Genomic DNA, 26,021 nt, shown 5'->3' with positions numbered 1-26,021 from the left:
TCACGCCTCCTTCGTGTCGACAGGGCCTACGGGAGAGCCGGTGGCACGGCGCGTGCGGCGCAGTGGCGGCTTGGCGCCGAGCCGCTTCGGGTCGAGCCCGGACCACGGGTGACCGCTCGCGAAGAACTTCTTGCGGGCCAGGATCGTCATCAGCGGCTTGGTGAACAGGAAGACGACGACCACGTCGAGCACGGTGGTCAGGCCGAGCGTGAACGCGAAGCCCTGGACCTTGCCGACGGTGACGACGAACAGCACCGCGGCGGCGAGGAACGACACGAAGTCGGAGACCAGGATCGTGCGCCGGGCTCGCGGCCAGGCGCGCTCGACAGACGGCCGCAGCGAGCGACCCTCACGGATCTCGTCCCTGATGCGTTCGAAGAACACGATGAACGAGTCGGCCGTGATACCGATCGCCACGATCGCGCCACAGACCGCCGGCAGGTTCAGCGCGAAGCCGATGGCCGGGCCCAGGAGCGTCATGATCACGTAGGTGAGGACGGCGGACACGAGGAGCGAGGCGAGCGCGATCAGCGACAGGCCGCGGTAGTAGACCACCAGGTAGATCACGACGAGCAGGAGGCCGATGGCACCGGCGATCAGGCCGGCGTGCAGCTGCTCGCCGCCGAGGGCCGCGGTGACCGTCGTGACGCTCTGCTCCTGGAAGGAGAGCGGGAGCGCACCGTAGGACAGCACGTTGGCGAGGTCCTGGGCGGACTGCTGGTCGAAGCTGCCGGAGATCTCCGCGCTGCCGCTCAGGGTCGAGCTGACGCTGGGAGCCGAGACCACGTCGCCGTCGAGCACGATGGCGAACTGGTTCATCGGCGGCTGCTGCTGCGAGAGCTTGCTGGTGATCTTCGCGAACTTCTTCGAGCCACCGCCCGTGAAGTCCATGTTGACGACCCAGGCACCGGTCTGCTGGTTGATCGTGGCCTGCGCCTTGTCGACGTCCTTACCGTTCACCTCGGCGGGGCCGAGGATGTACTTCTCCCACTGGCCGGACGAGTTCTTGCCGCACGCCACGGCGGTGTCCTCGGGCCTGACGCCCGCGGTGACCTGGCTGCGGGCGGCCTTGTCGGTGCAGTCGAGGTCCGTGAACTTCTTCTGCAGCGCGGCCGTGGCCGCGTCCGGGGTGGGGCTCGCCGAGGGGGTGGGCTTGCCGCTCGCGGAAGCGCTCGCGCTCGGCGTCGGGGAGGTGTCCGCCTTCAGGGCGTCGGTGACAGCACGGCCCTGCGAGGTCGCGGAGGCGGTCGGCGTGGGGGTCGGCGTGCTGGACGCCTTGCCCTTGCCGCCGTCCGTGGCCTTGTCGGTCGCCTTGTCGGTCGCCTTGCCGTTGCCCGAGCCCGAAGGGCTGGCGGAGGGCTCGGGGGTGGGCGCACCGGCGGCCACGGTGATCACGGGGCGGAAGTAGAGCTGGGCGGTCGTGCCGACCTGCTCGCGCGCCTGCGCCTCGTTCGTCCCCTTGGGGATGTTGACGATGATGTTGTCGGAGCCCTGGGTCTGGACCTCGGACTCCGTGACACCCAGACCGTTGACGCGGCGCTCGATGATGCTCACGGCCGTGTTCATGTTGGTCTGGTTGACCGCGTTCTTCTGACCCGGCTCGCTCTTCGCCTTGAGCGTGATGCTCGTACCACCGGCGAGGTCGATGCCCAGGCGCGGCGTGGTGTGGCCGGACAGGAACATCCCGCCGGTCAGCGCCACCATCGCGATCAGGATGAAGGCCAGTGTGCGGCCCGGCCTGCTCTGGGCGCCGTGACTTCGGCCCTTCTTGGGTGCTGCCACCTTCTCGTTCTCCCTCTCCATCCGTCCAGCAGCGGGGTACGTGCCCGGACGGCCATGAAATGGTGTCGAGAATCCGTGCGGAAATCACACGTCCAGGACCGCGGAGCGCGAGCGGGCGCGCGCGGCCCTGGGGGCGTGACTACTTCGCGTCGGACTCGCCGTCGGTCTTCTTCGGCTCGGCGCCGTCGGCCTCGGGGGCCGCGTCAGTGGCAGCGGCCTCGTCCTTCTTGCCGAGGTCGATGCGCGAGTCGTCGGAAGCGCCGGCGGGCTCGTCGGTCTCGGTGAGGGAGGAAGCGTCGTCCGGCACGATCGCACCATCGGCGCCGAGGGCGTCGTGGTCATCGTTGTCATCACTCTCGGTGCCGTGGACGATGCGGTTGTACTCGTCGTCGCCGAGGACGGCGCCGATCGAGTTCTTCGCGTAGACGGCGTGGACGCCGGGGGCCACCTCCAGAAGGACCATCTCGTCGTGGACCTCCTTGACGGTGGCGTACATGCCCCCGATCGTGCGGACGCCGGAACCGGGCTGCATCTGGTCCCGCATCTGGCCTGCCGCCTGCTGCTTCTTCTTGGCGGAGCGGGTCATCAGGAACATGGCCCCGATGAGCACGATGAACGGGAGGAGGGTCACGATATTCACGGGACGGAAATTCCTTCGCACGACCGCGCACGTAAGCGGCCTGTTGGATGGGGGTGGGCACGCCGTCCACAAGGGCGGCATCGGCGGAGTCTAAGCGAGTCCACGCTCAAGGAACAACGCTCGACATGGCACCGGGGTTCCTGACCTCACGACTACGCTGCGCGATCAGGCCCCGAACAGGTCCTGTTGTCCGCTTGTGCCCCTTGTCTGCTGGGGCGGCGTGAGGCCGAGGTGCGCCCAGGCCGCCGGGGTGGCGACCCTCCCGCGTGGCGTACGGGCCAGCAGGCCTTCGCGTACGAGGAAGGGTTCGGCGACCTCCTCGACCGTCTCGCGCTCCTCCCCCACGGCGACCGCGAGGGTGGAGAGGCCGACGGGGCCGCCGCCGAAGAGCTTGATCAGCGCTTCCAGGACGGCGCGGTCGAGCCGGTCGAGGCCGCGGCCATCCACCTCGTAGACGCCGAGGGCCACGCCGGCGATGTCACGGGTGATGTGCCCGTCGGCCTTGACCTGCGCGTAGTCGCGGACCCGGCGCAGCAGTCGGTTGGCGATACGGGGGGTGCCTCGGGAGCGGCCGGCGATCTCGGCGGCGCCCTGGGCGTCGATCTCCACGTCGAGGAGGTTCGCGGAGCGGTGGATGACGCGCTCCAGCTCGGCCGGCTCGTAGAACTCCATGTGCGCCGTGAAGCCGAAGCGGTCGCGCAGCGGCGGGGGCAGCAGGCCCGCGCGGGTGGTGGCGCCCACGAGGGTGAACGGGGGCAGCTCCAGCGGAATGGCCGTGGCGCCGGGGCCCTTGCCGACGATGACGTCGACCCGGTAGTCCTCCATCGCCATGTAGAGCATTTCTTCGGCGGGGCGGGACATGCGGTGGATCTCGTCGAGGAAGAGGACCTCGCCCTCCTGGAGGGAGGAGAGGATCGCGGCCAGGTCGCCGGCGTGCTGAATGGCCGGGCCGCTGGTGATCCGGATGGGGGCGCCCATCTCGGCCGCAATGATCATGGAGAGCGTGGTCTTGCCGAGGCCGGGCGCTCCGGAGAGCAGGACGTGGTCGGCGGTGGCACCACGCGCGCGTGCCGCCCTGAGAACCAGGTCGAGCTGTTCACGGACCTTCTCCTGACCGATGAACTCGCCCAGGTCCTTGGGGCGCAGGGCGGCCTCGACCGCCTGGTCCTCGCGGTCGGCGACAGAGCCCACGAGCCGCTCGGAGTCTGGCGTCGCCTCGGTCGTGTCGTCCCAGTTCATGAGGTGTGCCTCGCGGTGGTGGTGGTTCGGGCGGGGAGCGGGCGCGGCCCGGTCAGCGGGTGCGGTTCAGCGTCTGGAGCGCGGCCTTGAGGAGCTTGCCGACCTGCGGCGTGCCCCCCTCCGCCTCGGCCTGCGGGGCGACCGCCTCGATGGCCTCGTCGGCCTCGCGGGTGGCGTAGCCGAGCCCGATGAGCGCGGCGTGCAGCTGGTCGCGCCAGCCGGAGGTCACGGGGACGCCCACGCCCGTACCGGTGCCGAGGGGCGCGCCGAGCCGGTCCTTGAGTTCGAGGAGCAGCTTCTGGGCGCCCTTCTTGCCGATGCCGGGCACGGCGGTGAGCGACTTCTCGTCACCGGAGGCCACCGCGCGGCGCAGGGCGTCGGGGCTGTGCACGGCGAGCATGGCCTGCGCGAGCCGGGGTCCGACGCCGCTGGCGGTCTGGAGCAGCACGAAGGTCTGCCGCTCGTCGTCGTCGGCGAAGCCGTAGAGCGTGAGCGAGTCCTCGCGCACGACGAGGGAGGTGGCGAGCTTGGTCTGCTGGCCGATGCGGAGCCCGGAGAGCGTGTTCGGGGTGCACTGGACGGCCATGCCGATGCCGCCGACCTCGACCACCGCGGTGTCAGGGGCGAGGGCGGCCACCGGGCCGCTGACGAAGGCGATCATGCGATACGGCCTTTCGGTGCTGTGGCAGGTTTCGATGCGTGCAGGGCGACGGCCTGCTGGAGTCTGTTCTGCGCGGGGGCGCGCCAGATGTGACAGATGGCGAGGGCCAGGGCGTCGGCCGCGTCGGCGGGCTTGGGGGGTGCGTCCAGTCTCAGCAGGCGGGTCACCATGGCGCCCACCTGGGCCTTGTCGGCCCGTCCGCTGCCCGTCACGGCGGCCTTGACCTCGCTGGGCGTGTGGAGGGCTACGGGGATGCCGCGGCGGCTGGCGCAGAGCATGGCGACCGCGCTCGCCTGGGCCGTCCCCATGACCGTCCGCACGTTGTGCTGGCTGAACACCCGCTCCACGGCGACGAATTCGGGCCGGTACTCGTCGAGCCACTGCTCGATGCCCTGCTCGATGGCGACGAGACGGTGGCCCAACTCCGCGTCGGTCGGGGTCCGTACGACGCCGACCCCACGCATCGTCAGGGGCCGCCCCGCGACCCCCTCGACCACGCCGACACCGCACCGGGTCAACCCCGGGTCCACGCCGAGTACGCGCACCCCGCCCCTCCTTCGATAGCCAGTTTGTGCAGGCTATCGGGTACCGCTGACAATGCGACGGGCCGACGGGGTGTGTGTCCCGTCGGCCCGTGTGCTGCCTGCGTGTCAGGCGTCGACCTTCTCCATGACCTCGTCGCTCACGTCGAAGTTGGCGAAGACGTTCTGCACGTCGTCGCTGTCCTCGAGCGCGTCGATGAGCTTGAAGATCTTGCGGGCGCCCTCCTCGTCCAGCTCGACCTGCATGGTCGGGACGAAGTTGGCGTCGGCCGAGTCGTAGTCGATGCCGGCCTCCTGGAGCGCGGTGCGCACCGCGACCAGGTCGGTGGCCTCGCTGAGCACCTCGAAGGACTCACCGAGGTCGTTGACCTCTTCGGCGCCCGCGTCGAGCACGGCGCCGAGGACGTCGTCCTCGGACAGCTCACCCTTGGGGACGATCACGACACCCTTGCGGTTGAACAGGTACGAGACGGAGCCGGGGTCGGCCATGTTGCCGCCGTTGCGGGTCATGGCGACACGCACGTCGGACGCGGCACGGTTGCGGTTGTCGGTGAGGCACTCGATGAGCACCGCGACACCGTTGGGACCGTAGCCCTCGTACATGATCGTCTCGTAGTCGGCGCCACCGGCCTCGAGACCGGCACCGCGCTTGACCGCGGAGTCGATGTTCTTGTTCGGGACCGAGCTCTTCTTGGCCTTCTGGATGGCGTCGAAGAGCGTCGGGTTGCCGGACACGTCGGAGCCGCCCGTGCGGGCAGCGACCTCGATGTTCTTGATCATCTTCGCGAAGAGCTTGCCGCGCTTGGCGTCGATCACGGCCTTCTTGTGCTTCGTCGTAGCCCATTTAGAGTGGCCGGACATCTGCCTGTCTCCTTCGCGTAACCAACCCAGTACGAACTCCCCCTGGCCTCAAGGGCCGGGGGACCCCCCGAGATCCTACAAGGACCCGGCCACCAGCTTCGCCCGCACCATGTCGACGAACAGCGCGTGCATCCTGTGGTCGCCGGTCAGCTCGGGGTGGAAGGACGTGGCGAGGGCGTTTTCCTGCCGTACAGCAACTATGTGCCCGTCGTACTCCGCGAGTACCTCGGCACTGGCGCCCACCGACTCGACCCAGGGGGCGCGGATGAAGACGCCCTCCACGGGGTCGCCCTCCACACCGCGTACGTCGACCGCCGCCTCGAAGGACTCGTTCTGACGTCCGAAGGCGTTGCGGCGCACGATCATGTCGATCCCGCCGACCGTCTCCTGGCCCGAACGCGGGTCGAGGATCTTGTCGGCGAGCAGGATCATGCCCGCGCAGGTGCCGTACACCGGCATGCCTTCACGCACGCGCGCGCGAAGGGGCTCCATGAGCCCGAACAGGACGGCCAGCTTGGAGATGGTGGTCGACTCCCCGCCGGGCAGGACGATGCCGTCCACCTCGGCGAGTTCCTCGGGCCGCCGCACGGGCCTGGCCACGGCGTCCGCCGTGGCCAGGGCGACGAGGTGCTCCCGTACGTCGCCCTGGAGCGCAAGGACGCCCACTACGGGAGAGGTCATTACCAGCCCCGGTTCGCGTAGCGCTCGGTTTCGGGGAGGGTGTCGCAGTTGATGCCGACCATGGCCTCGCCCAGGTTACGGGAGGCGTCCGCGATGATCTTCGGGTCGTCGTAGAAGGTGGTGGCCTTCACGATGGCGGCGGCGCGCTTGGCGGGGTCGCCGGACTTGAAGATGCCGGAGCCGACGAAGACACCCTCGGCGCCGAGCTGACGCATCAGGGCGGCGTCGGCGGGCGTGGCGACACCACCGGCGGAGAACAGCACCACCGGCAGCTTGCCGAGCTCGGAGACCTCCTTGACGAGCTCGTAGGGGGCGCGCAGCTCCTTGGCGGCGGCGTACAGCTCGTTGTTGTCGAAGCCGCGCAGCTTGGCGATCTCGTTCTTGATCTGGCGCAGGTGGCGCACGGCCTCGACGACGTTGCCCGTGCCGGCCTCGCCCTTCGAGCGGATCATGGCCGCGCCCTCGGCGATGCGGCGCAGAGCCTCGCCCAGGTTGGTGGCGCCGCACACGAAGGGGGTCGTGAACGCGAACTTGTCGCTGTGGTTGACCTCGTCGGCCGGGGTCAGCACCTCGGACTCGTCGATGTAGTCGACGCCGAGCGACTGCAGGACCTGGGCCTCGACGAAGTGGCCGATGCGGGACTTGGCCATGACCGGGATGGAGACGGCCTCGATGATCTCTTCGATCATGTTCGGGTCGGACATCCGGGCCACGCCGCCGTCCTTGCGGATGTCGGCCGGCACCCGCTCGAGCGCCATGACGGCCACCGCGCCGGCGTCCTCGGCGATCTTCGCCTGCTCGGCGTTGACGACGTCCATGATCACGCCGCCCTTGAGCTGCTCGGCCATGCCGCGCTTCACGCGCGCGGTGCCGGTGGTTTCGACGGACTGGGGGGTGCTGGACACGGGTGACCTCGCTCGATGGAAAAGAAAGGGGGATTGCTACTCCACAGAGGAAACGCCCCGCGACCAGTCCACATCAAGGGCCAATGTCCGACCGGTGGCTCATTCTCCGTACATGCGCCCGGTCACCACCGTGTTACGTGCTGGGCCGGTCCGCCCCTTATGTAGTGGGCCGGTCCGCGAGCGCGACGGGCGGCTCGTCGTCCATCTCGAAGGCCAGAGGGAACGGCGCGTGGCCCGCGAGCCGGAACCAGCGCACCTTGCGGTGCCTGCGCAGGGCGCGTGCGGCCCGTACGGCGTCGTTGTGGAAGCGCCGGGCCATCGGCACCCTGCGGACGGCCTGAGCAAGCTCCTCGGCCGCGTCGGGGCCGCCCGGGGCGGCGCGCACCTCCTCCATCTGCCCGGCCTCGCCGAACACGGCCCGCAATGCCTGGCTCAGCTCGCTCTCGGCGACCTCACGGTGGTCCTCCTCGGCCTGCCGCGCCGCGTGCGCGGCCTCGTACAGGACGATCGAGGCGGCAGGGTCGAGCACTCCGGAGGTGGCCAGCTCCTGCGCCACCGAGGCGCGGCGCAGCAGTTGGGCGTCGAGGGCGGCGCGGGCGGCGTCGATCCGGGCGTGCAGCCGGTCGAGACGGCCCGCTGTCCAGCTCAGGTAGAGGCCGACCGCGATGAGGAAGACCGCGATCCAGATCAAAGTGGAGGTCACGGGCGCAAAGGCTACAGCCGTGCACCGCACCGTCGATCAGCCGCGTACGCGACGGGAGGGACGTACCGGTTTGTGCGCGTGGCGCGCCGGTACGTCCCGTCAGTCGCGCGCGAGCCCGAACCGGGCCCGCAGTCCGCTGCGTTCGTCGGTGGCCACGGCCGCTGCGCCCGTGGTCACCGTCTCGTACACGGACAGGATGTCCGCCCCCACGGTCGACCAGTCGAAGCGCCGCACGTGCTTGCTGCCGCGCTCGCGCAGTTCCTCGCGCCGGTCGGCGTCACCCAGGAGCCGGACGGCCGAGTCCGCCAGAGCGTTCGCGTCCTCGTTGGCGAACAGCTCCCCCGCGCCGCCCTGGTCGAGGACCTGGGCGAACGCGTCGAGGTCCGAGGCCAGGACGGGTGCGCCCGCCGACATGGCCTCGACCAGGATGATGCCGAAGCTCTCGCCGCCGGTGTTGGGGGCCACGTACACGTCGACGCTGCGCAGCAGCCGGGCCTTGTCCTCGTCGCTGACCATGCCGAGGAAGACGACCTGTTCGCGCATCTCGGCGGGCAGGGTCTCGACGGCCTCCTCCTCGTCACCGCGTCCGGCCACGAGCAGCCGGGTCCCGGGCCGCTCGGCCAGGATCCTCGGCAGGGCCCTCATCAGTACGGGAAGACCCTTGCGGGGCTCGTCGATGCGCCCGATGAAGCCGATGGTGCCGCCCTGCCACTCGGCCTTGGGCTCGGCGCCGGCGAAGAAGTCCACGTCGACGCCGTTCGGGATGACGACGGCGTCCCCGCCGAGGTGCTCCACGAGCGTGCGGCGCGCGTACTCGCTCACCGCGATCCGCGCGCTGATCTTCTCCAGGGCGGGCTGGAGGATCGGATACGCGGCGATCATGGCGCGGGACCGCGGGTTCGACGTGTGGAACGTGGCGACGATCGGCCCCTGCGCGGCCCAGCAGGAGAGCAGCCCCAGCGAGGGCGAGGCCGGCTCGTGGATGTGGATCACGTCGAACGTGCCGTCGTGCAGCCAGCGCCGCACGCGCGCGGCGCTCAGGAAGCCGAAGTTGAGCCGGGCGACCGAGCCGTTGTAGGGCACGGGGACGGCGCGGCCCGCCGAGACGACGTACGGCGGCAGCGGGGTCTCGTCGTCGGCCGGGGCGAGGACGGACACCTCGTGCCCCAGGGCGATGAGGTGCTCCGCGAGATCGCGGATGTGGAACTGGACGCCGCCCGGCACGTCCCAGGAGTACGGGCAGACGATGCCGATCTTCACGGTCGGCGCTCCTCGAGGTCAGCGAGCCAGAGTCGCTGCAGCATGTGCCAGTCCTCCGGGTGGTCGGCGATCCCTGTGGCGAAGGCGTCGGCCAGCGCCTGCGTCATGACAGACGTCTTTTCGGCGCGGGTACCTGTCTCGGGCACCTCGATGGGGGCGTGGATCCGTCCGCGCATGACGGGCGACTCGTCGTACCAGAGGGTGACCGGGAGGAGCAGGGCGCCGGTCTGCTGGGCGAGTATCGCCGGGCCCGCGGGCATGCGCGCGGTGTCGCCGAAGAACTTCACCTCGACGCCGGACTCGGACAGATCGCGGTCGGCGACCAGGCAGACCAGGCCGCCGCCGCGCAGGCGGCGCGCGAGGGTGCCGAAGGCGGATCCGCCTTCGTGCGGCAGGACCTCCATGCCGAGGCTCTCGCGGTAGGCCACAAAGCGGTCGTAGAGGGTCTCGGGCTTGAGGCGCTCGGCGACCGTCGTGAACGGGGTCTCCAGCTCGGTGGTGACCCAGGCGCCCGCGAGGTCCCAGTTGCCCAGGTGGGGCAGGGCGAGGATGACACCCTTGTCGGAGGCGAGGCCGTCGGTGAGGTGGTGGACGTCGTCGATGTCGAAGCCGTTCCTGACCCGGTCCGCGCTCCAGGACGGCAGCCGGAACGACTCCATCCAGTACCGCAGGTACGAGCGCATGCCCGCCTTGGAGAGCTCCTTGAGGCGCTCCGGGGAGGCGTCGGGCACCACGCGCGCGAGGTTGGACTCCAGGCGCAGGACACTCTTGCCGCGCCGCCTCCACGTGAGGTCGGCGATGGTGCGGCCCAGGCGGACCGCGACGGGCTCGGGGAGCTTCTTGACCGTGCTCCAGCCCGCTCCGTAGAGGGCGTCGACGAGCCGTTCGCGCGCGTTGCTCACGATGCGGTCCCGCTCTCCTGGGAGGCCTCGGCGGCGGCCTCCGCGTCGGCCTCCGCCGACTCCCTGCGGACGGTCACCATCCGCTGGATCAGCGTCACGAGGCTGCCCGCGGCGACGGCCCACAGGGCGATCGGCAGCAGGACCTGGATGCCGGGCACACCGAACGTGTGCAGCCCGGCGAGGCCGGCGGCGACGAGGGTGATCACGAGCCGCTCGGCGCGCTCCACCAGGCCGTTGACCGCGACGGGCAGGCCGATGGCCTCACCGCGGGCCTTGGTGTACGACACGACCTGGCCGCTGGCGAGGCAGAAGATGGAGACGGCGCACAGCATGTTGTCGTCGCCGGATCCCGCGTACCAGAGGGCGAGGCCGCCGAAGATCGCGCCGTCCGCGACGCGGTCGAGCGTGGAGTCGAGGAATGCGCCCCAGCGGCTGGTGCGGCCGAGCTGGCGCGCCATGTTGCCGTCCACGAGGTCCGAGAACACGAACAGCGTGATGACGATCGTGCCCCAGAAGAACTCCCCGCGGGGGAAGAAGACCAGCGCGCCCGCCACGACCCCGGCCGTACCGAGGAGCGTGACCGCGTCGGGGCTGACCCCGCGACGGATGAGAAACGCGGCGAACGGTGTGAGGACACGCGTGAAGAATGCACGCGCGTACTTGTTCAGCATGGCCTTCCCGAGGGTCGGATGGCCGCGCGGCCCTTCTGGCTACCGGCTGGCCCATCGTAGTCACGCGCGCGCGTGGTCGGCCTACGGGCACCCGCGTGCCCCGGGGGATCACGTACGACGTATGGACGCACCGTGACGCGAGTGGAAAGCTCGAAGACACCGCGGGCGTCGTCGGAGCCGCCGTCGCGGGTCCCACGTGTCCGCGCCCAATGGGACCCCCTCTTCAGCAGGGGTGCCACCTCACCGTGCAAGTAACCGGGAGGCAAGGCATGGGCGACAAGGCGAACACACACACCGGAGCCGCCGGCAGGGCTACGGCGGCCGACCACCCCGCGTCCGTGAGGAATGTGGTGCTGGTCGGCCACAGCGGATCGGGCAAGACGACATTGGTGGAGGCTCTCGCGCTGACCGCGGGGGCGGTGAACAGGGCGGGCCGGGTGGAGGACGGCACCGCCGTTTCCGACTACGACGAGATCGAGCACCGGCAGCAGCGGTCGGTGCAGCTCTCCCTGGTGCCCCTCGAATGGGACGGGTACAAGATCAATCTTCTGGACACCCCCGGATACGCGGATTTCGTCGGGGAGCTGAGGGCCGGTCTGCGGGCAGCGGACGCGGCCCTCTTCGTCGTCTCGGCGTCCGACGGGCCCGAGACCATGGCGGGCGCGACGCGCATGGTGTGGGAGGAGTGCGCGGCGGTCGGCATGCCACGCGCCATCGTGGTGACACACCTGGAGGCGGCGCGTTCCGACTTCGAACAGATGACGCGGACCTGTGAGACGTTCTTCGGCGGCGACGATCCGGACGCCGTCATCCCGCTCTACCTGCCCCTGCGCGGCGAGCCGGGGCCCGACGGGCACGCGCCGGTCACCGGCCTCGTCGGCCTCCTGTCACAGCGCGTGTTCGACTACGCGTCGGGCGAGCGCAAGGAGTCCGAGCCGGACCCCGATCAGCTGCCGCTCATCGAGGAGGCACGCAACCGTCTGATCGAGGGGATCATCGCCGAGAGCGAGGACGAGACCCTCATGGACCGCTATGTGGGCGGTGAGGAGATCGACTACAAGACGCTGGTCGGGGACCTGGAACGGGCCGTCGCGCGCGGTGTCTTCCACCCCGTGCTCGCCGCTGCCCCCGCGGCTGCGGGCGCCCGGCAGGGCATCGGCACGGTCGAGCTGCTCGAACTCATCACGGGCGGCTTCCCCACTCCCCTGGAGCGCGCGGCCCCCGTGGTCACCACCCCGTCGGGCGACGCGCGCACGGTGAACGTCTGCGATCCGGACGGCCCCCTGGTCGCCGAGGTCGTGAAGACGGCGTCCGATCCGTACGTGGGCCGGATCTCGCTGGTACGGGTCTTCTCCGGAACCCTGCGACCCGACGACACGGTGCATGTGTCGGGGCACGGCCTCGCCGACCGCGGCCACGAGGACCACGACGTCGACGAACGCATCGGCGCCCTCTCGTCACCCTTCGGGAAACAGCAGCGCGTGCTCTCCCACTGCATCGCCGGTGACATGGCGTGCGTGGCCAAGCTCGGCAGGGCGGAGACCGGCGACACCCTCTCCGCCAAGGACGACCCGCTCCTCATGGAGCCCTGGGACATGCCGGACCCACTGCTTCCGCTGGCGATCCAGGCACACAGCAAGCCGGACGAGGACAAGCTCTCGCAGGGCCTGTCCCGGCTGGTCGCCGAGGACCCGACGATGCGGCTCGAACAGAACCAGGCCACGCACCAGGTCGTCCTGTGGTGCCTCGGTGAGGCCCATGCGGACGTCGCCCTGGAGCGGCTGCGCAACCGGTACGGCGTCCAGGTCGACGTGGTCCCCCACAAGGTCTCGCTGAGGGAGACGTTCGCCGACAGGTCGGCAGGTCGCGGGCGGCATGTGAAGCAGTCCGGCGGGCACGGGCAGTTCGCGATCTGCGAGATCGAGGTGGAGCCGCTGCCGAACGGCTCCGGCATCGAGTTCGTGGACAAGGTCGTCGGCGGTGCGGTGCCCCGGCAGTTCATCCCGTCCGTGGAGAAGGGCGTGCGGGCACAGGCCGCCAAGGGCGTGGCCGCGGGCTATCCCCTCATCGATGTGCGGATCACGCTGCTCGACGGCAAGGCGCACTCGGTGGACTCCTCCGACGCGGCGTTCCAGACGGCGGGCGCGCTGGCGCTGCGGGAGGCGGCGGCGGACGCGAAGATCCATCTCCTGGAGCCGGTGGCCGAGGTGCAGGTGCTCGTCGCCGACGAGTACGTGGGCGCGGTGATGAGCGACCTGTCGGGGCGGCGCGGCCGCGTGGTCGGCACGGAACAGGCGCCGGGGTCTCGCACGCTCGTGCGGGCGGAGATCCCGGAGATCGAGATCGGCCGGTACGCGGTGGACCTGCGGTCGCTGTCGCACGGCACGGGGCGGTTCAGCCGGGCGTACGCGCGGCACGAGCCGATGCCTTCGCAGCTGGGCGACAGGATGCGCCAACAGGCCCAGAACGTCTCATAGTTGGCCCTACCCCGGCCGTCCGACAGCCGGGCCGCCCGCCCGATCCCCTTCCGGGCGGGCGGCTTCGGCCGTCCTCTGACGGATGTCGGCGGGCCCGGATACGCTGAAGACCCGATCAAGCCGATGACCTGATCAACAGGTGTGCGGGGCAAGGAAGTCGGGAAAGCCGCAGGAGCGAAGGCGCGCGGCGATGGGGGCGGCAGTGGCGGACGACGTATTCGACTTCAGGCCCGGAGCGCAGGTGCCGTTGCACGGCTCCGCGGGCCAGACCGCGGCCACGTACGCCCTCGCTTCGGCGGCGTACCGGGACGCGAAGGTGGACGAGCTGCTCGCCGCCAACAGCGAGTGGCACAAGTCCGAGGTGAAGAAGGGACTTTGGTCGCTGGCTGCGCCGAATCTGGGCGAGGCGTTCTCGCGGGCCGTCCAGGGCCGACTGCTCGGCGGCGCCCGCAAGCCGCTCATCCAGTCCTTCGGCACCGAGCCGCAGGTCGTCGTCGAGCACTGTCTCGCGGCGAACCGGATCCGTAAGCAGCGCGACAGCTGGCTGACGGCCGTGATGGCGCTGTGCGGCCTGCTCTTCCTGCCCGGCCTGATCGTGTGGCTGCTCGTCTTCCAGATCCGCCGCATGATCGCCGGCCACGAGAACAAGCGCATGGCCGCGCTGTTCACGACGCTGATGGTGGCGGTCGCGGCCGTCGCCGTGATCTTCATGGTCCGGCTGCCGTTCACGGGCTTCTGGGCCTGGTACCTGCGGGCGGCGGTCGTGGCGCCCGTGGTCGGATGGCTGTGGGCCCGCCAGATCTGCGAGCGCACGGCGCAGGACATGCGGGAGCGCTGGGACAGCCTGCTCGCGGGCGGCGGCATCGGCGCCAAGATCCCGGAGGCGGTGCCCGGCAGCCCGGGCGAGACGGCCGCCGAGCGACTGCGCCAGAGCCTCGCCAAGCTGACCGCCGAGCAGCAGTCCAACGCCGTGTTCTACGCGGGCCCCAAGGGCATCCTCGGCATGGGCACCCGCTGGGGCAGCTGGCAGCTCGCCGAGGAACTGATTCCCCGCGACGAGGGCGCGGAGATCCACCCGTTCCGCAGCTGGGACGTCATACGGGCGGTCCACGACAAGCTGCGGCTCCTGGAGCGCGGCCCCCTGCACACGGGCGGGTTCCCGACGCCGTCGATCAAGCACTGGATCGTCTCGCCGATCGGGGAGAACGCGAAGAAGGTGGCCCGCCCCAGCGGCACCGACGTCGAGGCCTTCCAGATCAAGAACCACGAGATACAGCGGATCTGCAACGAGCAGCAGTTCGGCAGCGGTGACCGCCACTACCTGGGCGTGCAGTTCACCCTCTGGGACGGCCAGTTGGTCATCACGATGCTGATCACGGTGACGGTGCTGCACGAGACGCTGCGCATCGAGATCACGGGCCATGCGCTCGGCCCGGTGCACTCCCTGTTCACGACGAAGCCCGAGCCGAAGGTGAAGGAAGTCGCCAAGGCCGTCAAGTTCTGGGAGACGGTGGAGAAGAAGCTCCCGCTCATCGAGCCCGACGAGGTGGTCCGCCTCGCGGTGCGCGCGCCCTTCACGTGGTACCCGCCGCTCCTGGACTTCATAGGCGGCAAGCTGATCCTGCCCGAGCCCTTCGGACTGCGGCACGCCTGGGCGGACAAGCCGTGGCGGCACCGCTTCATGGCGGACGACGCGCTGCGCACGGCCACCCCGGTCCTGCGCGTGGTGCACGCGGCGGCGATCAAGGTCTTGGAGGAGAACGGCGTGGACACCGAGAAGTTCGGTACGCGCTCGTCGTTCCTGAGCAACCTGGTCCAGTCCCCGACGCCGATGAACGCCGACGTGTACGACACCTGACCGGGCGCGGCCGGCCCCGGACGTACTCGCCCGGGGCCGGCCGACCGGTCACGATCGGCTCAGTCGGCGTCCGGCCAGGCCTTGGCCAGCGCGGTCCTGGTGTCGCCGAGCAGCTGCGGCAGCACCTTGGTGTGACCGACCACGGGCATGAAGTTGGTGTCGCCGCCCCAGCGCGGAACGATGTGCTGGTGAAGGTGCGCGGCGATGCCCGCCCCCGCCACCGTGCCCTGGTTCATGCCGATGTTGAAGCCGTGCGCCCCGGACGCGGTGCGCAGCGCGGCCATGGCGTGCTTGGTGAAGAGGGCCAGCTCGGCGGTCTCGCCGTCGTCCAGGTCCGTGTAGTCGGCGACGTGCCGGTACGGCAGCACCATCAGGTGGCCACCGTTGTACGGATAGAGGTTGAGGATCGCGTAGACGCTCGCGCCGCGCGCCACGATCAGCGCTTCCTCGTCGGTCATGCCGGGTGCGGCGCAGAACGGACAGCCGTCGTCGGCGCCCGGTCCGGTCGGCTTGTTCTCCCCCTGGATGTAGGCCATCCGGTGCGGCGTCCAAAGGCGCCCGAACCCGTCCGGCTCACCCACCGGCCCCGTGTGCTGCTCCGGCTCACTCGTCATGTGGTGCAGCATATGGCTTCGCCCGTTCGAAGCGTGTCGGCGGGGCAGCTCCCGGTCCCCGCCCGCGATCCTTGACCGATGGACGAGAGACGGCGCACGCCGTGGGAGCACCGGATGGAGACCCCGCTGACGGTGGCGGCCCTGCTGTTCCTCGCGTCGTACGCGGTCAGAGTCCTGGGGCACGAGCTTCCGGAGGCGGTGCGCGACGCGTGTCTCGCGGTGACCTCCGCCGCCTGGGCCGTCTTCGCGCTGGACTTCGCCATCCGATGGCGCCACAGCGGCAAGGGGCTCTCGTTCGTGCGCCACCACTGGCTGGACGCGGTGGTCGTGGTGCTGCCGCTGCTGCGCCCACTGCAGATCGTGCGGACCTACGACGCCGTGCAGCGCCGGCACGAACAGCCGCGGCTCAGTCTGCACGCGCGCGTGGCGACCTACGCCGCAATGTCCACGGGGCTGCTCGGATTCTCCGCGTCCCTGGCCATGTACCAGGTCGAGCACGGGCAGCCGCACGCCACGATCCGTACCTTCGGGGACTCCGTGTGGTGGGCCTGCTCGACGCTGTCGACCGTCGGATACGGCGACATGGTCCCGGTGACCCCGCTCGGGCGTCTGGTGGCGGTGGCGCTGATGGCGTGCGGCCTGGCGCTGCTCGGGGTGATCACGGGCTCGTTCTCGTCCTGGATGTTCCAGGTGTTCCGGCGCGACGGCGACGAAAGGCCCCCGGGGAACTTCCCGGGGGCCCCTTGATGTCGTACGTCGCTGCCGTCAGCGGCGGCGTCAGACCTGCACGCGCTCCTCGACGACCTTGACGATCTTCTCGATCGCCTCGTCGACGGGGATGCCGTTCTCCTGCGAGCCGTCGCGGTAGCGGAAGGAGACGGCGCCGGCCGCCATGTCCTCGTCGCCCGCGATGATCATGAACGGCACCTTCTGCTTCTGCGCGTTCCTGATCTTCTTCTGCATACGGTCCGACGAAGAGTCCACGTCGACGCGCAGCCCCCTCCTCTTCGCCTTGGCCGCGAACTCCTCGAGGTACGGGATGTGCGCGTCACCGATCGGGATGCCGACCGCCTGCACCGGCGCGAGCCAGGCCGGGAAGGCACCCGCGTAGTGCTCGAGGAGCACCGCGAAGAACCGCTCGATGGAGCCGAACAGCGCACGGTGGATCATGACCGGGCGCTGCTTGGTGCCGTCGGGGCCGGTGTACTCCAGGTTGAAGCGCTCCGGCAGGTTGAAGTCGAGCTGCACGGTCGACATCTGCCAGGTGCGACCGATGGCGTCCTTCGCCTGGACGGAGATCTTCGGGCCGTAGAACGCGGCGCCGCCCGGGTCCGGGACCAGCGGGAGGCCCTGCTTCTCGGCGACCTGGCGCAGCGTCTCGGTGGCCTCTTCCCAGACCTCGTCCGAGCCGACGAACTTCTCCGGGTCCTTGGTGGACAGCTCCAGGTAGAAGTCGGTGAGGCCGTAGTCGCGCAGCAGGCCGAGGACGAAGGTGAGCGTCTTGTCGAGCTCCTGCGCCATCTGCTCCTTGGTGCAGTAGATGTGCGCGTCGTCCTGCGTGAAGCCGCGAGCGCGGGTGAGGCCGTGCACGACGCCCGACTTCTCGTACCGGTACACGGTGCCGAACTCGAAGAGGCGCAGCGGCAGTTCACGGTAGGAACGCCCGCGCGCATCGAAGATCAGGTTGTGCATCGGGCAGTTCATGGGCTTGAGGTAGTAGTCCACGCCCTCGTCGAGCTGCATGGGCGGGTACATGCCGTCGGCGTACCAGTCCAGGTGGCCCGAGGTCTCGAAGAGCTTCCCCTTCGTGGCGTGGGGGGTGTAGACGAACTCGTAGCCCTCCTCCTCGTGCCGGCGGCGCGAGTAGTCCTCCATGACCCGGCGGATGATGCCGCCCTTGGGGTGGAAGACGGCCAGACCGGAACCGATCTGGTCGGGGATGGAGAACAGGTCCAGCTCGTTGCCCAGCTTGCGGTGGTCGCGCTTCTCGGCCTCGGCGAGGAACTCCAGGTGCGCCTTCAGCTCGTCCTTCGACGGCCAGGCGGTGCCGTAGATGCGCTGGAGCATCGGGTTCTTCTCGCTGCCGCGCCAGTACGCCGCCGCGTTCCGCATCAGCTTGAACGCGGGGATGTTGCGGGTGGTGGGCAGGTGGGGACCGCGGCAGAGGTCCTTCCAGCACAGGTCACCGGTCTTGGCGTCGAGGTTGTCGTAGATGGTCAGCTCGCCGCCGCCCACCTCGACATTCGCACCGTCGTCGGTGGACGCGGAGCCCTTGATGCCGATGAGCTCCAGCTTGTACGGCTCGTCGGCCAGCTCCTCGCGGGCGTCCTCGTCGGTGACGACACGGCGCGAGAAGCGCTGCCCGCGCTTCTGGATCTCCTGCATCTTCTTCTCGATGGCCTTGAGATCCTCGGGCGTGAAGGGCTTCTCCACGTCGAAGTCGTAGTAGAAGCCGTCCTTGACCGGCGGACCGATGCCCAGCTTCGCGTCGGGGAACAGCTCCTGCACGGCCTGCGCCATCACGTGGGCGGTGGAGTGGCGCAGGATGTTGAGGCCGTCCTCGGAGGAGATCTCGACGGGCTCGACCTCCTCGCCGTCCTGCACGGCGTACGCGAGGTCCTTCAGCTCGCCGGCCACACGGGCGGCGACGATGGTGCGCTCGCCGGCGAAGAGCTCGGCGGCCGTAGTGCCCGTCGTCACCACGCGCTCTTCCCGCTCGGAATCGCGTTGGATGATCACACGGACGTCTGACACCGGACTCTCCTGCCTGAAGGGGGCACGCGATGATCTGGCCACGCGCGCAATACACAGGGGATCGTACCGAGCCCGGGGCCCGACTCGCGAAACGGCATCGACGCGGCCCGCGCCGCGATCCCCGCGCACACGCCGGGAACCCTCCGCCCACGCGCCCGTGGCGTCAGTCGTCCCCGCTGCACGCCTCCTCGAAGAAGTCCAGATTCTCCTGGAGCGACTTCATCAGCCGGTCCCGCTCGGCCTCCTCCACCTGTACGGGCACCACCTCGCTCGCCCCGGTCAGCCGCCGGAAGCCGCCCCGGCTCTCCAGCCGCCCGTGCACCCTGATCGGCAGCCCCACGAGATGTGCGTGCCCCGCCGTCCGGTACGCCTCCTCGTCCAGCGTCATCCGGACGTGCGGCACATCGGCGCCCCCCATGACGTGCAGCCGCACCGTGCCTTCTCCGCGCGGCCCCGATCTGCGCATGCGCACGACGGTCCCGGTGATCCGGACGGCGATGGACGGCTCGGACTGCAGATAGCGGGCGCTCGCCTCCCGCAGCACCGCCAGGTCGCCGGGCGAGAACTCGAGGGGCGCGTCCCCGGCCGTGCACTCGTCGGGCACCCCGGCCGCCGGTGACCACTCGACGCCGACGCGGGCTCCCTCCGTACCGCGGACGAGGGCGATGAGCGCTTCGACGAGCTCGTGACTCACCCCCGCCTCGACCGCACCGTCGAAGGCGTCCATGCCGCCGGTGGCCCGCCGGTAGTCGATGGCCTCGCGGGCCGCGTACAGCGCCTGGTGGAGACGGACCGCGAGTGCGCGGCCCAGGGCGACGGGCACGAACGCGGTGAGCCTGCGGCCGCCGGGGGCGTCACCGACGAGGACGGTCTCCAGCGACGCGGCGGCGGGCCTGCGGTGGCGGGCGCCGTAGTAGCCCGCCCTGCCCCGGGCGGCGAGCGCGGCGGCCAGCAGCATCCGCCGGGCGGCGGCGCGCAGTTGCTCCTCCACCGGCCACGCGGCGCTGCCCGCGGGCCCGGCCGGCACATCGCGCCACCAGCGGATCTCGTCGCTCGGCACGGTGAGCGAGACGAGGACCTCCCGCGCGGACGGCGACCCGCTGCGCTCCAGGGCCTCGAGCGCCTCGCCGAGCAGGTCATCGCTGTCGGGGAAGGCGCGGGTCTCCGGGACGAGCAGGCTGGTGCGCCCGGAGGCACCGGGCAGCGTCCAGCGCACATAGCGCCCGGTGGCGCCGCCGCGGCGTTCCCAGCCGTGCCGGTCGAGCAGTGCGTTGAGCACGACCGGGTCGACCTGCTCCGGTCCGGGGCCCGCGAGGTCGGTGGGGTGGGATCGGGCGGTGTTCAGGGCGCGCAGGCGCTCGTCGGTCGGGCGGTGCTGCATCAGGGTCTCCCTCCCTGTCCGTCAGGGCCTCGCGCGTTGCCCGTCAGGGGCTCCCGCGTCCTTCAGGGCCTTCCGCCCGTCCCGATGCGCGTCATGATCTCGCAGAGCGCACGGTCGTCGAAGATCCGCGAGGTCGGGATGCGCACGGTGGTGCGGCGCCTTCCTGTCACGGGGTGGCCGGCCAGGTTGGTCCAGTAGCAGCAGTGCCGCAGGTCGAGCCGGTCGTGGCCGGCCCGCAGCCAGTCGTCCTGCGAACGCGGCACGATCATCACGACCAGGATCTTGTGCACCGACACCGGTGTGCGGGCGAGCTTCTCCAGGTGTGCGTTGTCGAGCGTGAACGAGAAGGACGGCCCCGGCGGGCTCGGCGTGAGCTGGTACGTGCACTTGAGCTGCACCTTGATGGTGACCTCGTCGTCGACCGTGTGCCCGGGGGCGCTGTGGCTGACGTGCCAGTCGATTCCGTTGTCAGGGAACGGCTGAGAGAGCGAACAGCCCGCGGCTGCCGCTACGGCGTGCAGATAGCCCACCTGGAGTGTCTCCATGCAGGCGGTGGTGGCGAGTGTGCCGCGCGGCGGTGCGATCCGGTCGGGCAGCAGCCCACCCTGTTCGGGCTGCGCGAGCGCCATGTCCAACTGACCTTCCGAAACAGGTGAATCCCCTGGGCGGGCCGCTGAACTGCCGTGACCCGTATCTGTGTTGTCTCCGGTCGGCGTACGACGCAAACAGCCCGGGTATCACCGAAACGGGCAGCAGCGAGGGGCCATCTGCCGGGTGTGAACGAGGAGTTGCATTGACATGACGTGCTGGTACGAGGGTCCTCTGGCCGCCTTCGACACCGAGACCACCGGCGTGGACGTGGAGAGCGATCGCATCGTGTCGGCCGCGATCGTGGTGCAGGACGCCGCGGGCAGCCGGCCGCGCGTCTCACGCTGGCTCGTGAATCCGGGGGTGCCGGTGCCGGCCGGGGCGACGGAGGTGCACGGCCTGACGGACGAGCACCTCCAGCGCAACGGCCGCTGGCCGGCTCCCGTCATGGAGGAGATAGCCCGGCTGCTGGGCGAGCAGGCCGCGGCGGGCCGCCCGCTCGTGGTGATGAACGCGCCGTTCGACCTGACGCTCCTGGACCGGGAGTTGCGGCGACATCGCGCCTCCGCGCTCGGCCGCTACATGGAGAGCTCGTCGCTGTGCGTCCTCGATCCACGCGTCCTCGACAAACACCTGGACCGCTACCGCAAGGGCCGCCGCACCCTGACGGACCTGTGCGCGCACTACGAGGTGGAGCTGGAGGGCGCGCACGACGCGGCCGCGGACGCGCAGGCGTCCCTGGATGTCGTACGGGCCGTGGGGCGCCGCTTCGCGTCCCGCCTGGAGCGCCTGTCCCCCGCCGAGCTGCACACCCTTCAGGCGGTGTGGCATGCCGCGCAGGCGCGTGGGCTGCAGGCGTGGTTCGCGCGCAGCGGCAATCCGGAGACGGTGGATCCGGCGTGGCCGATGCGCACGGAACTGCGGGAGGCCGCCTGACAGTTGCCCGTACGGGCTCGGGTCCGGGGCGCAGAAAAGCCGGTCCGTCTGCTGACGGACCGGCTTTCTCCCGGGTGGGCGATACTGGGTTCGAACCAGTGACCTCTTCGGTGTGAACGAAGCGCTCTCCCACTGAGCTAATCGCCCGGGAACGGGTTGAACCATACAGGCCCCGGCGGGTTTCCAACAAACCGGTTCGGTCAGCACCGCCGCAGATGCGCGACGAGCCCGCGCCGCCCACCCCGCATCATCAGCGCGTGGTTGGCGAGGAACACCGGCCTGCCGACGAGGGCGAACCGCCGCAACAGGGGTTTGCACACCTCCACCTCCTGCTCGTACACCGCGCGCGTCCCGCCCTCTTGCGCGCACACGGTCCACCGCACCCAGCCCTCCAGGTCGCCGGACATGGCGATCTCCAGGACCCCGGCCTCGATGTCGCGGCGCAGCGCGGTGGCGGTCACGAACAGGTCGTACGGGAGGAGCGAGCGGAAGCGGGCGGTGCCGCGGCGCTCGTCGAGAGGTGTCGCCTCGCGCACTTGCGGCCACCACAGGGGGTATTCCTCGGCACGCTCAAGGGCCGCGAACACGTCGGCGAGCTCCGCGGGCAGGTCCCAGACACTGCGAAAGCGGTAGCGGTTCCAGTCCATGATGCGAGTCTCCCCCGTGACGCGGTGACTCAACTGAACATGAATTGGCTTGATGGTGACTGTCACTGATTCACCATCAGCAGTTCCTGATTCCCGGCGAAGTCCCAGAACTCTGAAACAGGGTCAGGTTCGCCCGCCCGTCGAATTACCGAAGGGTCCTCACGGGGTTTATATCCCAGGCATCCGTACGGATTATGGGATTCCTGTTCCGGTCGCCGGACATCAGGAGCGCGACGCGGCCAGAAACCGCTTGCCGATCACGGCGGCCGGACCCGGAAACGCCGAGTGCCCCGGAGGCTTGAAGCCTCCGGGGCACTCGGTCCGGGGTGGGCGATACTGGGTTCGAACCAGTGACCTCTTCGGTGTGAACGAAGCGCTCTCCCACTGAGCTAATCGCCCGGGCGCAGAGAGAACATTACCGCATGTCAGCAGGTGCTCCGACCAGCCCTGGCACCCCCGGCGCGACCCTCGCGGACCGCCTCGCTCACTCCTTGATCTTCCACGGCATCTCGAAGCCGAACTTCCACACGTAGATCGCCACGAGCACCGCGATGATCACCACGCCGACCGATGTCAGGATGATGTTCCGTCGGCGCACCGCGGGGTCGAGCGCGCGCTGCGTGGCCTCGGTGACCTTGCGCTTCGTCCAGCGGAGCACGAGCTGCGCCCAGACGAACTCGGTCGCCCAGATCGCCATGCCGCCGAAGATCACCAGCCAGCCCGGGCCCGGCAGCGGCAGCATGATCACGCCCGCCACCACCACCGCGAGCCCGACCACGAAGACGCCGACCTGCCAGCTCAGATGCAGGGCCCTGCGGGCCTTGATGAACTCCGGCGCCCGCGAGCCGAGCTCCGGCTCGGCCTTCGCCCCGCCCCCCGCCGTCTCGGCCGCGGATTCGGACTCGGCCGCCTCGTCACTCCCCGTATTCATACAACCAAACCTACCCGACGGAAACCCGTCACCGGAATGGCCGCTCCGGAGCGAGAAACACTCGGCCGTCCGAGCTACCTAAAGGCACTCAAAACACTCAGAGGGGTTTACAACGGCACCGTAGGTGGCATGTCGATTTCGCCGACGTGCGAATCCCCGAGCGCACACTGAGCGAAAGGCCCTGGCGCTTATGAACACCACGGTCAGCTGCGAGCTGCACCTGCGCCTCGTTGTGTCGAGCGAGTCCTCACTGCCTGTACCCGCAGGACTGCGGTATGACACGGCCGATCCCTACGCCGTGCACGCCACCTTCCACACCGGAGCAGAAGAGACGGTCGAGTGGGTATTCGCCCGCGATCTGCTCGCCGAGGGCCTGCACCGGCCCACCGGCACCGGCGACGTCCGAGTCTGGCCATCCCGTAGTCACGGCCAAGGCGTCGTCTGCATCGCACTGAGCTCTCCGGAGGGCGAGGCTCTGCTCGAAGCCCCTGCGCGGGCGCTGGAGTCGTTCCTGAAGAGGACCGACGCGGCCGTGCCACCCGGCACGGAACACCGCCACTTCGATCTCGACACGGAGCTCTCACACATCCTGGCCGAAAGCTAAGGCCTGGAGCCGACGCCGGCACACCGCCGGGGTCACGCACCGCGAGAGCCGCTCGATGCCGTCCACTCGGGGAGACGGACCGAGCCATAACAACTGCATATGACACACACCGATGCCGTCGCCATGGGAGCTCCCACGGCGGCGGCGTCGGCGCGTCCATGGGCCGACGGCCGGGCGCCACACGGTCGGGCGGACCTATAACATCGGCCAGCATCGGCGGGCGCAGGCCCGACCCCCAGGCCAGGGAGCAAATCGTGCTGATCACCCACGACACCCGGTGCGCCCTCGACACCGTGGTCGATCTGGTGAACACCGCACCGGACGACGAGCAGGCCGTCGACGGGCTGGCCGATGTGGCAGCCCTGCGCGAATTCGTACGAAGGAACGACATCAGCGACGTCGGGATGCTCACGGAACGTGACCTCGACGGCGTACAGAGCGTGAGGGGACGGTTCGCCGCCGTGTTCGCGGCGCCCGACCCGCACGCGGCCGCCTCGCTCATCAACGAGCTGGTCGCCGCCGCGGGCACCACGCCGCGCCTGACGGACCACGACGGCTACGACTGGCACGTGCACTACTTCGCACCCGGCGCGTCCGTGGCCGACCATCTGGCGGCCGACTGCGGGATGGCGCTCGCCTTCTTCGTGGTCGCCGGGGAGCAGGAGCGGCTGCGGCGGTGCGAGGCCCCGGACTGCCGGCGGGCCTTCGTCGACCTCTCCCGTAACCGGTCCCGCAGGTACTGCGACAGCCGCACCTGTGGAAACCGCTTGCACGTGGCGGCGTACCGGGCGCGCCGCAAGGAGGCGGCGGGCTGACCCGCCCGGGGCCTCACAGCAGGAACAGATCGTGCAGCGAAGCCAGGAGCAGCAGGCAGCCGATCACCGCCAGAAAGATCATCAAGGGCGGCTGTGACAGCGCGAAGAGGCAGCCTCGGCGTTCGTCGACCATGAGGGCGTCGTGTCGCTCGTCGGCCTGCGGGGCGGAACCGCCCTGTGTTGTGTCCAGCATCTCGCGGCGATGATGACGCAGCCGGCACACCGCAGTCGATCAACACGCTCAAAAGAAGCGGGAGTTCGCCGGATCCCGTGACATGGGTGGTACGAGGTCGACCGGGAAGGGTCGGCGGCTTCCGTTTTCCGACCGGGGTCGACCGACCGTCCGAGAGATTGCTCGGGTCAGATCCCGTGCTTCTTCAGAATCGCCTCGATGTCGCTGAAGTCCTCGGAGCCGGGCTTCGCCGCAGGACGGGCCGCCGCGGGCCGGGCGGTCTGCCCCAGCGAGGGGGCGGAGGCCGCGGGTGCCACGGCCTGGGTATCGGTGGCGGCCTTCGCCGCCTTGCGCTCCTTACGGGTGCCACCGCTTCGGCGCTCCACCGCGCGGGTCACCATGAACAGGAGCCAGGCGCCACCGAGCACGACGAATCCGGCCCACGCCGTGGGGCTGAACGCGGTGTTCGCCAGCCAGCCGACCGCACCGGTCATCACCAGACCGATCGGCACCAGCGAATACGCCGCTGTGCGCGCGGCCGCGAGGAAGCGCTTCCGGTACGCGGTGACCGCGGCGATGCCCAGCCCGGCCACGGAAACGGCGGAACAGACGGTCTCGGCAATCATCCGGTCCTCCTGGCACAGGCAGCGGGCGACGGAGCTTTCCGTCCTCTCCATCGTGCACCGCCCCTGGGTCCGGAGGCCACGGTCCAGCCCGACCTCAGGGACATTTCCGGGTACGGCCTCCTCCGTAGGTGCCGGTCCGGGGCCTGTCAGGGGTCCTGCCAGGGGCTGATCAGGGAGTCTGCCGCAGGTGCCGGTTGGGGTCCGCGGCGCCCGGCTGGAAGACTGGTCACATGAACGACGCCTCTCCCGCCTCCGCCCCTCAGGGCCGCCCCGTGCTCGACGTCTGGTGCGAGCTCCAGTGCCCCGACTGCCGCACCGCTCTCGACGACGTGCGCGCACTGCGGGCCCGCTACGGCGACCGCATCGACCTGCGCCTGCGGCACTTCCCGCTGGAGAAGCACAAGCACGCCTTCGCCGGCGCGCAGGCAGCCGAGGAGGCCTTCGAGCAGGGGCAGGGCTGGCCGTACGTGGAGGCGGTGCTCGGCCGGGTCGAGGAGCTCGACCGCAAGGGCGAGGCGTTCCTCGTCGAGGTCGCGCGTGAACTCGGCCTGGACGCCGAGGAGTTCGACACCGCACTCATCGACGGCCGGCACATCCTGATCGTCGACGCGGACCAGGCCGAGGGCAAGGCGATCGGCGTCACGGGCACACCCACGTACGTCATCGACGGTGAGCGGCTCGACGGCGGCAAGAGCCAGGACGGCCTGCGCGAGCGCATCGAGGAGATCGCCGACCGGCTGCTCGGCTCGTAGCCGGCGGCCCGCGGGCCGC

At 70.1% G+C, this 26,021-nt stretch carries 27 protein-coding genes and 2 tRNA genes; 7 read left to right on the top strand and 22 right to left on the bottom strand.

The genetic code is table 11. The annotated features are described in order from the left end of the window. The 12 genes from secD to pgsA all read right to left on the bottom strand — a co-directional run bounded on the left by secD (position 1) and on the right by pgsA (position 10,847). Positions 1–1,782 carry a protein translocase subunit SecD gene (gene secD / locus OHO83_RS35605; protein ID WP_330280284.1) on the bottom strand — a complete coding sequence of 594 codons (1,782 nt, stop codon included), beginning with the start codon at positions 1,780–1,782 and terminating at the stop codon, positions 1–3. Between the two features lie 139 nt (positions 1,783–1,921). Continuing rightward, the gene (gene yajC, locus OHO83_RS35600; RefSeq protein ID WP_266566520.1) at positions 1,922–2,422 is read right to left on the bottom strand and encodes a preprotein translocase subunit YajC; all 501 of its coding nucleotides are present in this window, start codon (positions 2,420–2,422) and stop codon (positions 1,922–1,924) included. A 165-nt stretch (positions 2,423–2,587) separates the two neighbouring features. Then, positions 2,588–3,661 (bottom strand): Holliday junction branch migration DNA helicase RuvB, encoded by a 1,074-nt coding sequence (ruvB, locus tag OHO83_RS35595; RefSeq protein ID WP_266668416.1) that lies wholly within the window; start codon positions 3,659–3,661, stop codon positions 2,588–2,590. 52 nt (positions 3,662–3,713) lie between these two features. Continuing rightward, positions 3,714–4,322, bottom strand: coding sequence for a Holliday junction branch migration protein RuvA (ruvA, locus tag OHO83_RS35590; RefSeq protein ID WP_266668418.1), 609 nt, complete (start codon positions 4,320–4,322; stop codon positions 3,714–3,716). Further along, the gene (gene ruvC / locus OHO83_RS35585) at positions 4,319–4,867 is read right to left on the bottom strand and encodes a crossover junction endodeoxyribonuclease RuvC (protein ID WP_266668420.1); all 549 of its coding nucleotides are present in this window, start codon (positions 4,865–4,867) and stop codon (positions 4,319–4,321) included. The genes ruvA and ruvC overlap by 4 nt, the downstream gene beginning before the upstream one ends. Before the next feature lie 105 nt (positions 4,868–4,972). Next, on the bottom strand, positions 4,973–5,725 hold the full coding sequence (locus OHO83_RS35580; protein WP_266566512.1) for a YebC/PmpR family DNA-binding transcriptional regulator: 753 nt from the start codon (positions 5,723–5,725) through the stop codon (positions 4,973–4,975). 75 nt (positions 5,726–5,800) lie between these two features. Beyond that, positions 5,801–6,406: a pyridoxal 5'-phosphate synthase glutaminase subunit PdxT gene (gene pdxT / locus OHO83_RS35575; RefSeq protein WP_116503361.1), complete on the bottom strand. Its 606-nt coding sequence runs from the start codon at positions 6,404–6,406 to the stop codon at positions 5,801–5,803. Then, positions 6,406–7,311 (bottom strand): pyridoxal 5'-phosphate synthase lyase subunit PdxS, encoded by a 906-nt coding sequence (gene pdxS / locus OHO83_RS35570; protein ID WP_116503359.1) that lies wholly within the window; start codon positions 7,309–7,311, stop codon positions 6,406–6,408. Before pdxS ends, pdxT begins: the two co-directional genes overlap by 1 nt. A gap of 157 nt (positions 7,312–7,468) precedes the next feature. Beyond that, positions 7,469–8,014 (bottom strand): hypothetical protein, encoded by a 546-nt coding sequence (locus OHO83_RS35565; RefSeq protein WP_100597002.1) that lies wholly within the window; start codon positions 8,012–8,014, stop codon positions 7,469–7,471. Between the two features lie 99 nt (positions 8,015–8,113). Next, on the bottom strand, positions 8,114–9,274 hold the full coding sequence (locus tag OHO83_RS35560) for a glycosyltransferase family 4 protein (protein ID WP_330280283.1): 1,161 nt from the start codon (positions 9,272–9,274) through the stop codon (positions 8,114–8,116). Continuing rightward, positions 9,271–10,176, bottom strand: coding sequence for a phosphatidylinositol mannoside acyltransferase (locus tag OHO83_RS35555; protein WP_330280282.1), 906 nt, complete (start codon positions 10,174–10,176; stop codon positions 9,271–9,273). The genes OHO83_RS35560 and OHO83_RS35555 overlap by 4 nt, the downstream gene beginning before the upstream one ends. Next, on the bottom strand, positions 10,173–10,847 hold the full coding sequence (gene pgsA, locus OHO83_RS35550) for a phosphatidylinositol phosphate synthase (RefSeq protein WP_266668430.1): 675 nt from the start codon (positions 10,845–10,847) through the stop codon (positions 10,173–10,175). The genes OHO83_RS35555 and pgsA overlap by 4 nt, the downstream gene beginning before the upstream one ends. Before the next feature lie 269 nt (positions 10,848–11,116). Here pgsA and OHO83_RS35545 point away from each other — a divergent pair, with 269 nt between their 5' ends. Further along, entirely contained in the window at positions 11,117–13,324 is a 2,208-nt protein-coding gene (locus tag OHO83_RS35545; protein ID WP_330280281.1) for an elongation factor G-like protein EF-G2, read from the top strand. 190 nt (positions 13,325–13,514) lie between these two features. Beyond that, positions 13,515–15,182 carry a hypothetical protein gene (locus OHO83_RS35540; RefSeq protein ID WP_266668434.1) on the top strand — a complete coding sequence of 556 codons (1,668 nt, stop codon included), beginning with the start codon at positions 13,515–13,517 and terminating at the stop codon, positions 15,180–15,182. Positions 15,183–15,241: 59 nt separating this feature from the next. Here OHO83_RS35540 and OHO83_RS35535 read toward each other — a convergent pair whose 3' ends face one another. Next, positions 15,242–15,808 (bottom strand): HIT family protein, encoded by a 567-nt coding sequence (locus tag OHO83_RS35535; RefSeq protein ID WP_266668436.1) that lies wholly within the window; start codon positions 15,806–15,808, stop codon positions 15,242–15,244. Positions 15,809–15,874: 66 nt separating this feature from the next. Here OHO83_RS35535 and OHO83_RS35530 point away from each other — a divergent pair, with 66 nt between their 5' ends. Next, positions 15,875–16,543, top strand: coding sequence for a potassium channel family protein (locus OHO83_RS35530; RefSeq protein WP_329436060.1), 669 nt, complete (start codon positions 15,875–15,877; stop codon positions 16,541–16,543). A 30-nt stretch (positions 16,544–16,573) separates the two neighbouring features. Here OHO83_RS35530 and thrS read toward each other — a convergent pair whose 3' ends face one another. The 3 genes from thrS to OHO83_RS35515 form a co-directional block, all read right to left on the bottom strand. After that, the gene (thrS, locus tag OHO83_RS35525) at positions 16,574–18,550 is read right to left on the bottom strand and encodes a threonine--tRNA ligase (protein WP_330280280.1); all 1,977 of its coding nucleotides are present in this window, start codon (positions 18,548–18,550) and stop codon (positions 16,574–16,576) included. Between the two features lie 163 nt (positions 18,551–18,713). After that, positions 18,714–19,931 (bottom strand): hypothetical protein, encoded by a 1,218-nt coding sequence (locus OHO83_RS35520; protein ID WP_330280279.1) that lies wholly within the window; start codon positions 19,929–19,931, stop codon positions 18,714–18,716. Positions 19,932–19,993: 62 nt separating this feature from the next. Further along, positions 19,994–20,560 carry a DUF4365 domain-containing protein gene (locus OHO83_RS35515; RefSeq protein WP_266668444.1) on the bottom strand — a complete coding sequence of 189 codons (567 nt, stop codon included), beginning with the start codon at positions 20,558–20,560 and terminating at the stop codon, positions 19,994–19,996. 169 nt (positions 20,561–20,729) lie between these two features. Here OHO83_RS35515 and OHO83_RS35510 point away from each other — a divergent pair, with 169 nt between their 5' ends. Next, entirely contained in the window at positions 20,730–21,455 is a 726-nt protein-coding gene (locus OHO83_RS35510) for a 3'-5' exonuclease (protein WP_116503337.1), read from the top strand. 75 nt (positions 21,456–21,530) lie between these two features. On the opposite strand, the gene OHO83_RS35505 is transcribed toward OHO83_RS35510, so the two are convergent. The 4 genes from OHO83_RS35505 to OHO83_RS35490 all read right to left on the bottom strand — a co-directional run bounded on the left by OHO83_RS35505 (position 21,531) and on the right by OHO83_RS35490 (position 23,033). After that, positions 21,531–21,602: transfer RNA gene (locus tag OHO83_RS35505), tRNA-Val, on the bottom strand. Positions 21,603–21,655: 53 nt separating this feature from the next. Further along, entirely contained in the window at positions 21,656–22,102 is a 447-nt protein-coding gene (locus OHO83_RS35500; protein WP_330280278.1) for an SRPBCC family protein, read from the bottom strand. Between the two features lie 327 nt (positions 22,103–22,429). After that, a tRNA-Val gene (locus tag OHO83_RS35495) sits at positions 22,430–22,501 on the bottom strand. An 85-nt stretch (positions 22,502–22,586) separates the two neighbouring features. Beyond that, positions 22,587–23,033 (bottom strand): TIGR02611 family protein, encoded by a 447-nt coding sequence (locus tag OHO83_RS35490; protein ID WP_266668449.1) that lies wholly within the window; start codon positions 23,031–23,033, stop codon positions 22,587–22,589. A 190-nt stretch (positions 23,034–23,223) separates the two neighbouring features. On the opposite strand from OHO83_RS35490, the gene OHO83_RS35485 reads away from it, so the two are divergent. Continuing rightward, on the top strand, positions 23,224–23,637 hold the full coding sequence (locus OHO83_RS35485) for an SsgA family sporulation/cell division regulator (RefSeq protein ID WP_003959770.1): 414 nt from the start codon (positions 23,224–23,226) through the stop codon (positions 23,635–23,637). A gap of 254 nt (positions 23,638–23,891) precedes the next feature. Continuing rightward, positions 23,892–24,452 carry a CGNR zinc finger domain-containing protein gene (locus OHO83_RS35480; RefSeq protein WP_330280277.1) on the top strand — a complete coding sequence of 187 codons (561 nt, stop codon included), beginning with the start codon at positions 23,892–23,894 and terminating at the stop codon, positions 24,450–24,452. Positions 24,453–24,465: 13 nt separating this feature from the next. On the opposite strand, the gene OHO83_RS35475 is transcribed toward OHO83_RS35480, so the two are convergent. Together OHO83_RS35475 and OHO83_RS35470 are read right to left on the bottom strand one after the other, a co-directional pair. After that, positions 24,466–24,645, bottom strand: a complete 180-nt coding sequence (locus OHO83_RS35475; RefSeq protein ID WP_116503883.1) for a hypothetical protein — start codon at positions 24,643–24,645, stop codon at positions 24,466–24,468. Positions 24,646–24,812: 167 nt separating this feature from the next. After that, entirely contained in the window at positions 24,813–25,250 is a 438-nt protein-coding gene (locus OHO83_RS35470) for a hypothetical protein (RefSeq protein WP_330280276.1), read from the bottom strand. A gap of 230 nt (positions 25,251–25,480) precedes the next feature. On the opposite strand from OHO83_RS35470, the gene OHO83_RS35465 reads away from it, so the two are divergent. Further along, positions 25,481–26,002 carry a DsbA family protein gene (locus tag OHO83_RS35465; RefSeq protein WP_266668456.1) on the top strand — a complete coding sequence of 174 codons (522 nt, stop codon included), beginning with the start codon at positions 25,481–25,483 and terminating at the stop codon, positions 26,000–26,002. The last annotated feature ends 19 nt before the right edge of the window (positions 26,003–26,021 follow it).

The organism is Streptomyces sp. NBC_00569 (assembly GCF_036345255.1).
GTDB lineage: Bacteria > Actinomycetota > Actinomycetes > Streptomycetales > Streptomycetaceae > Streptomyces.
This window is presented reverse-complemented; position numbering and strand designations above follow the sequence as displayed.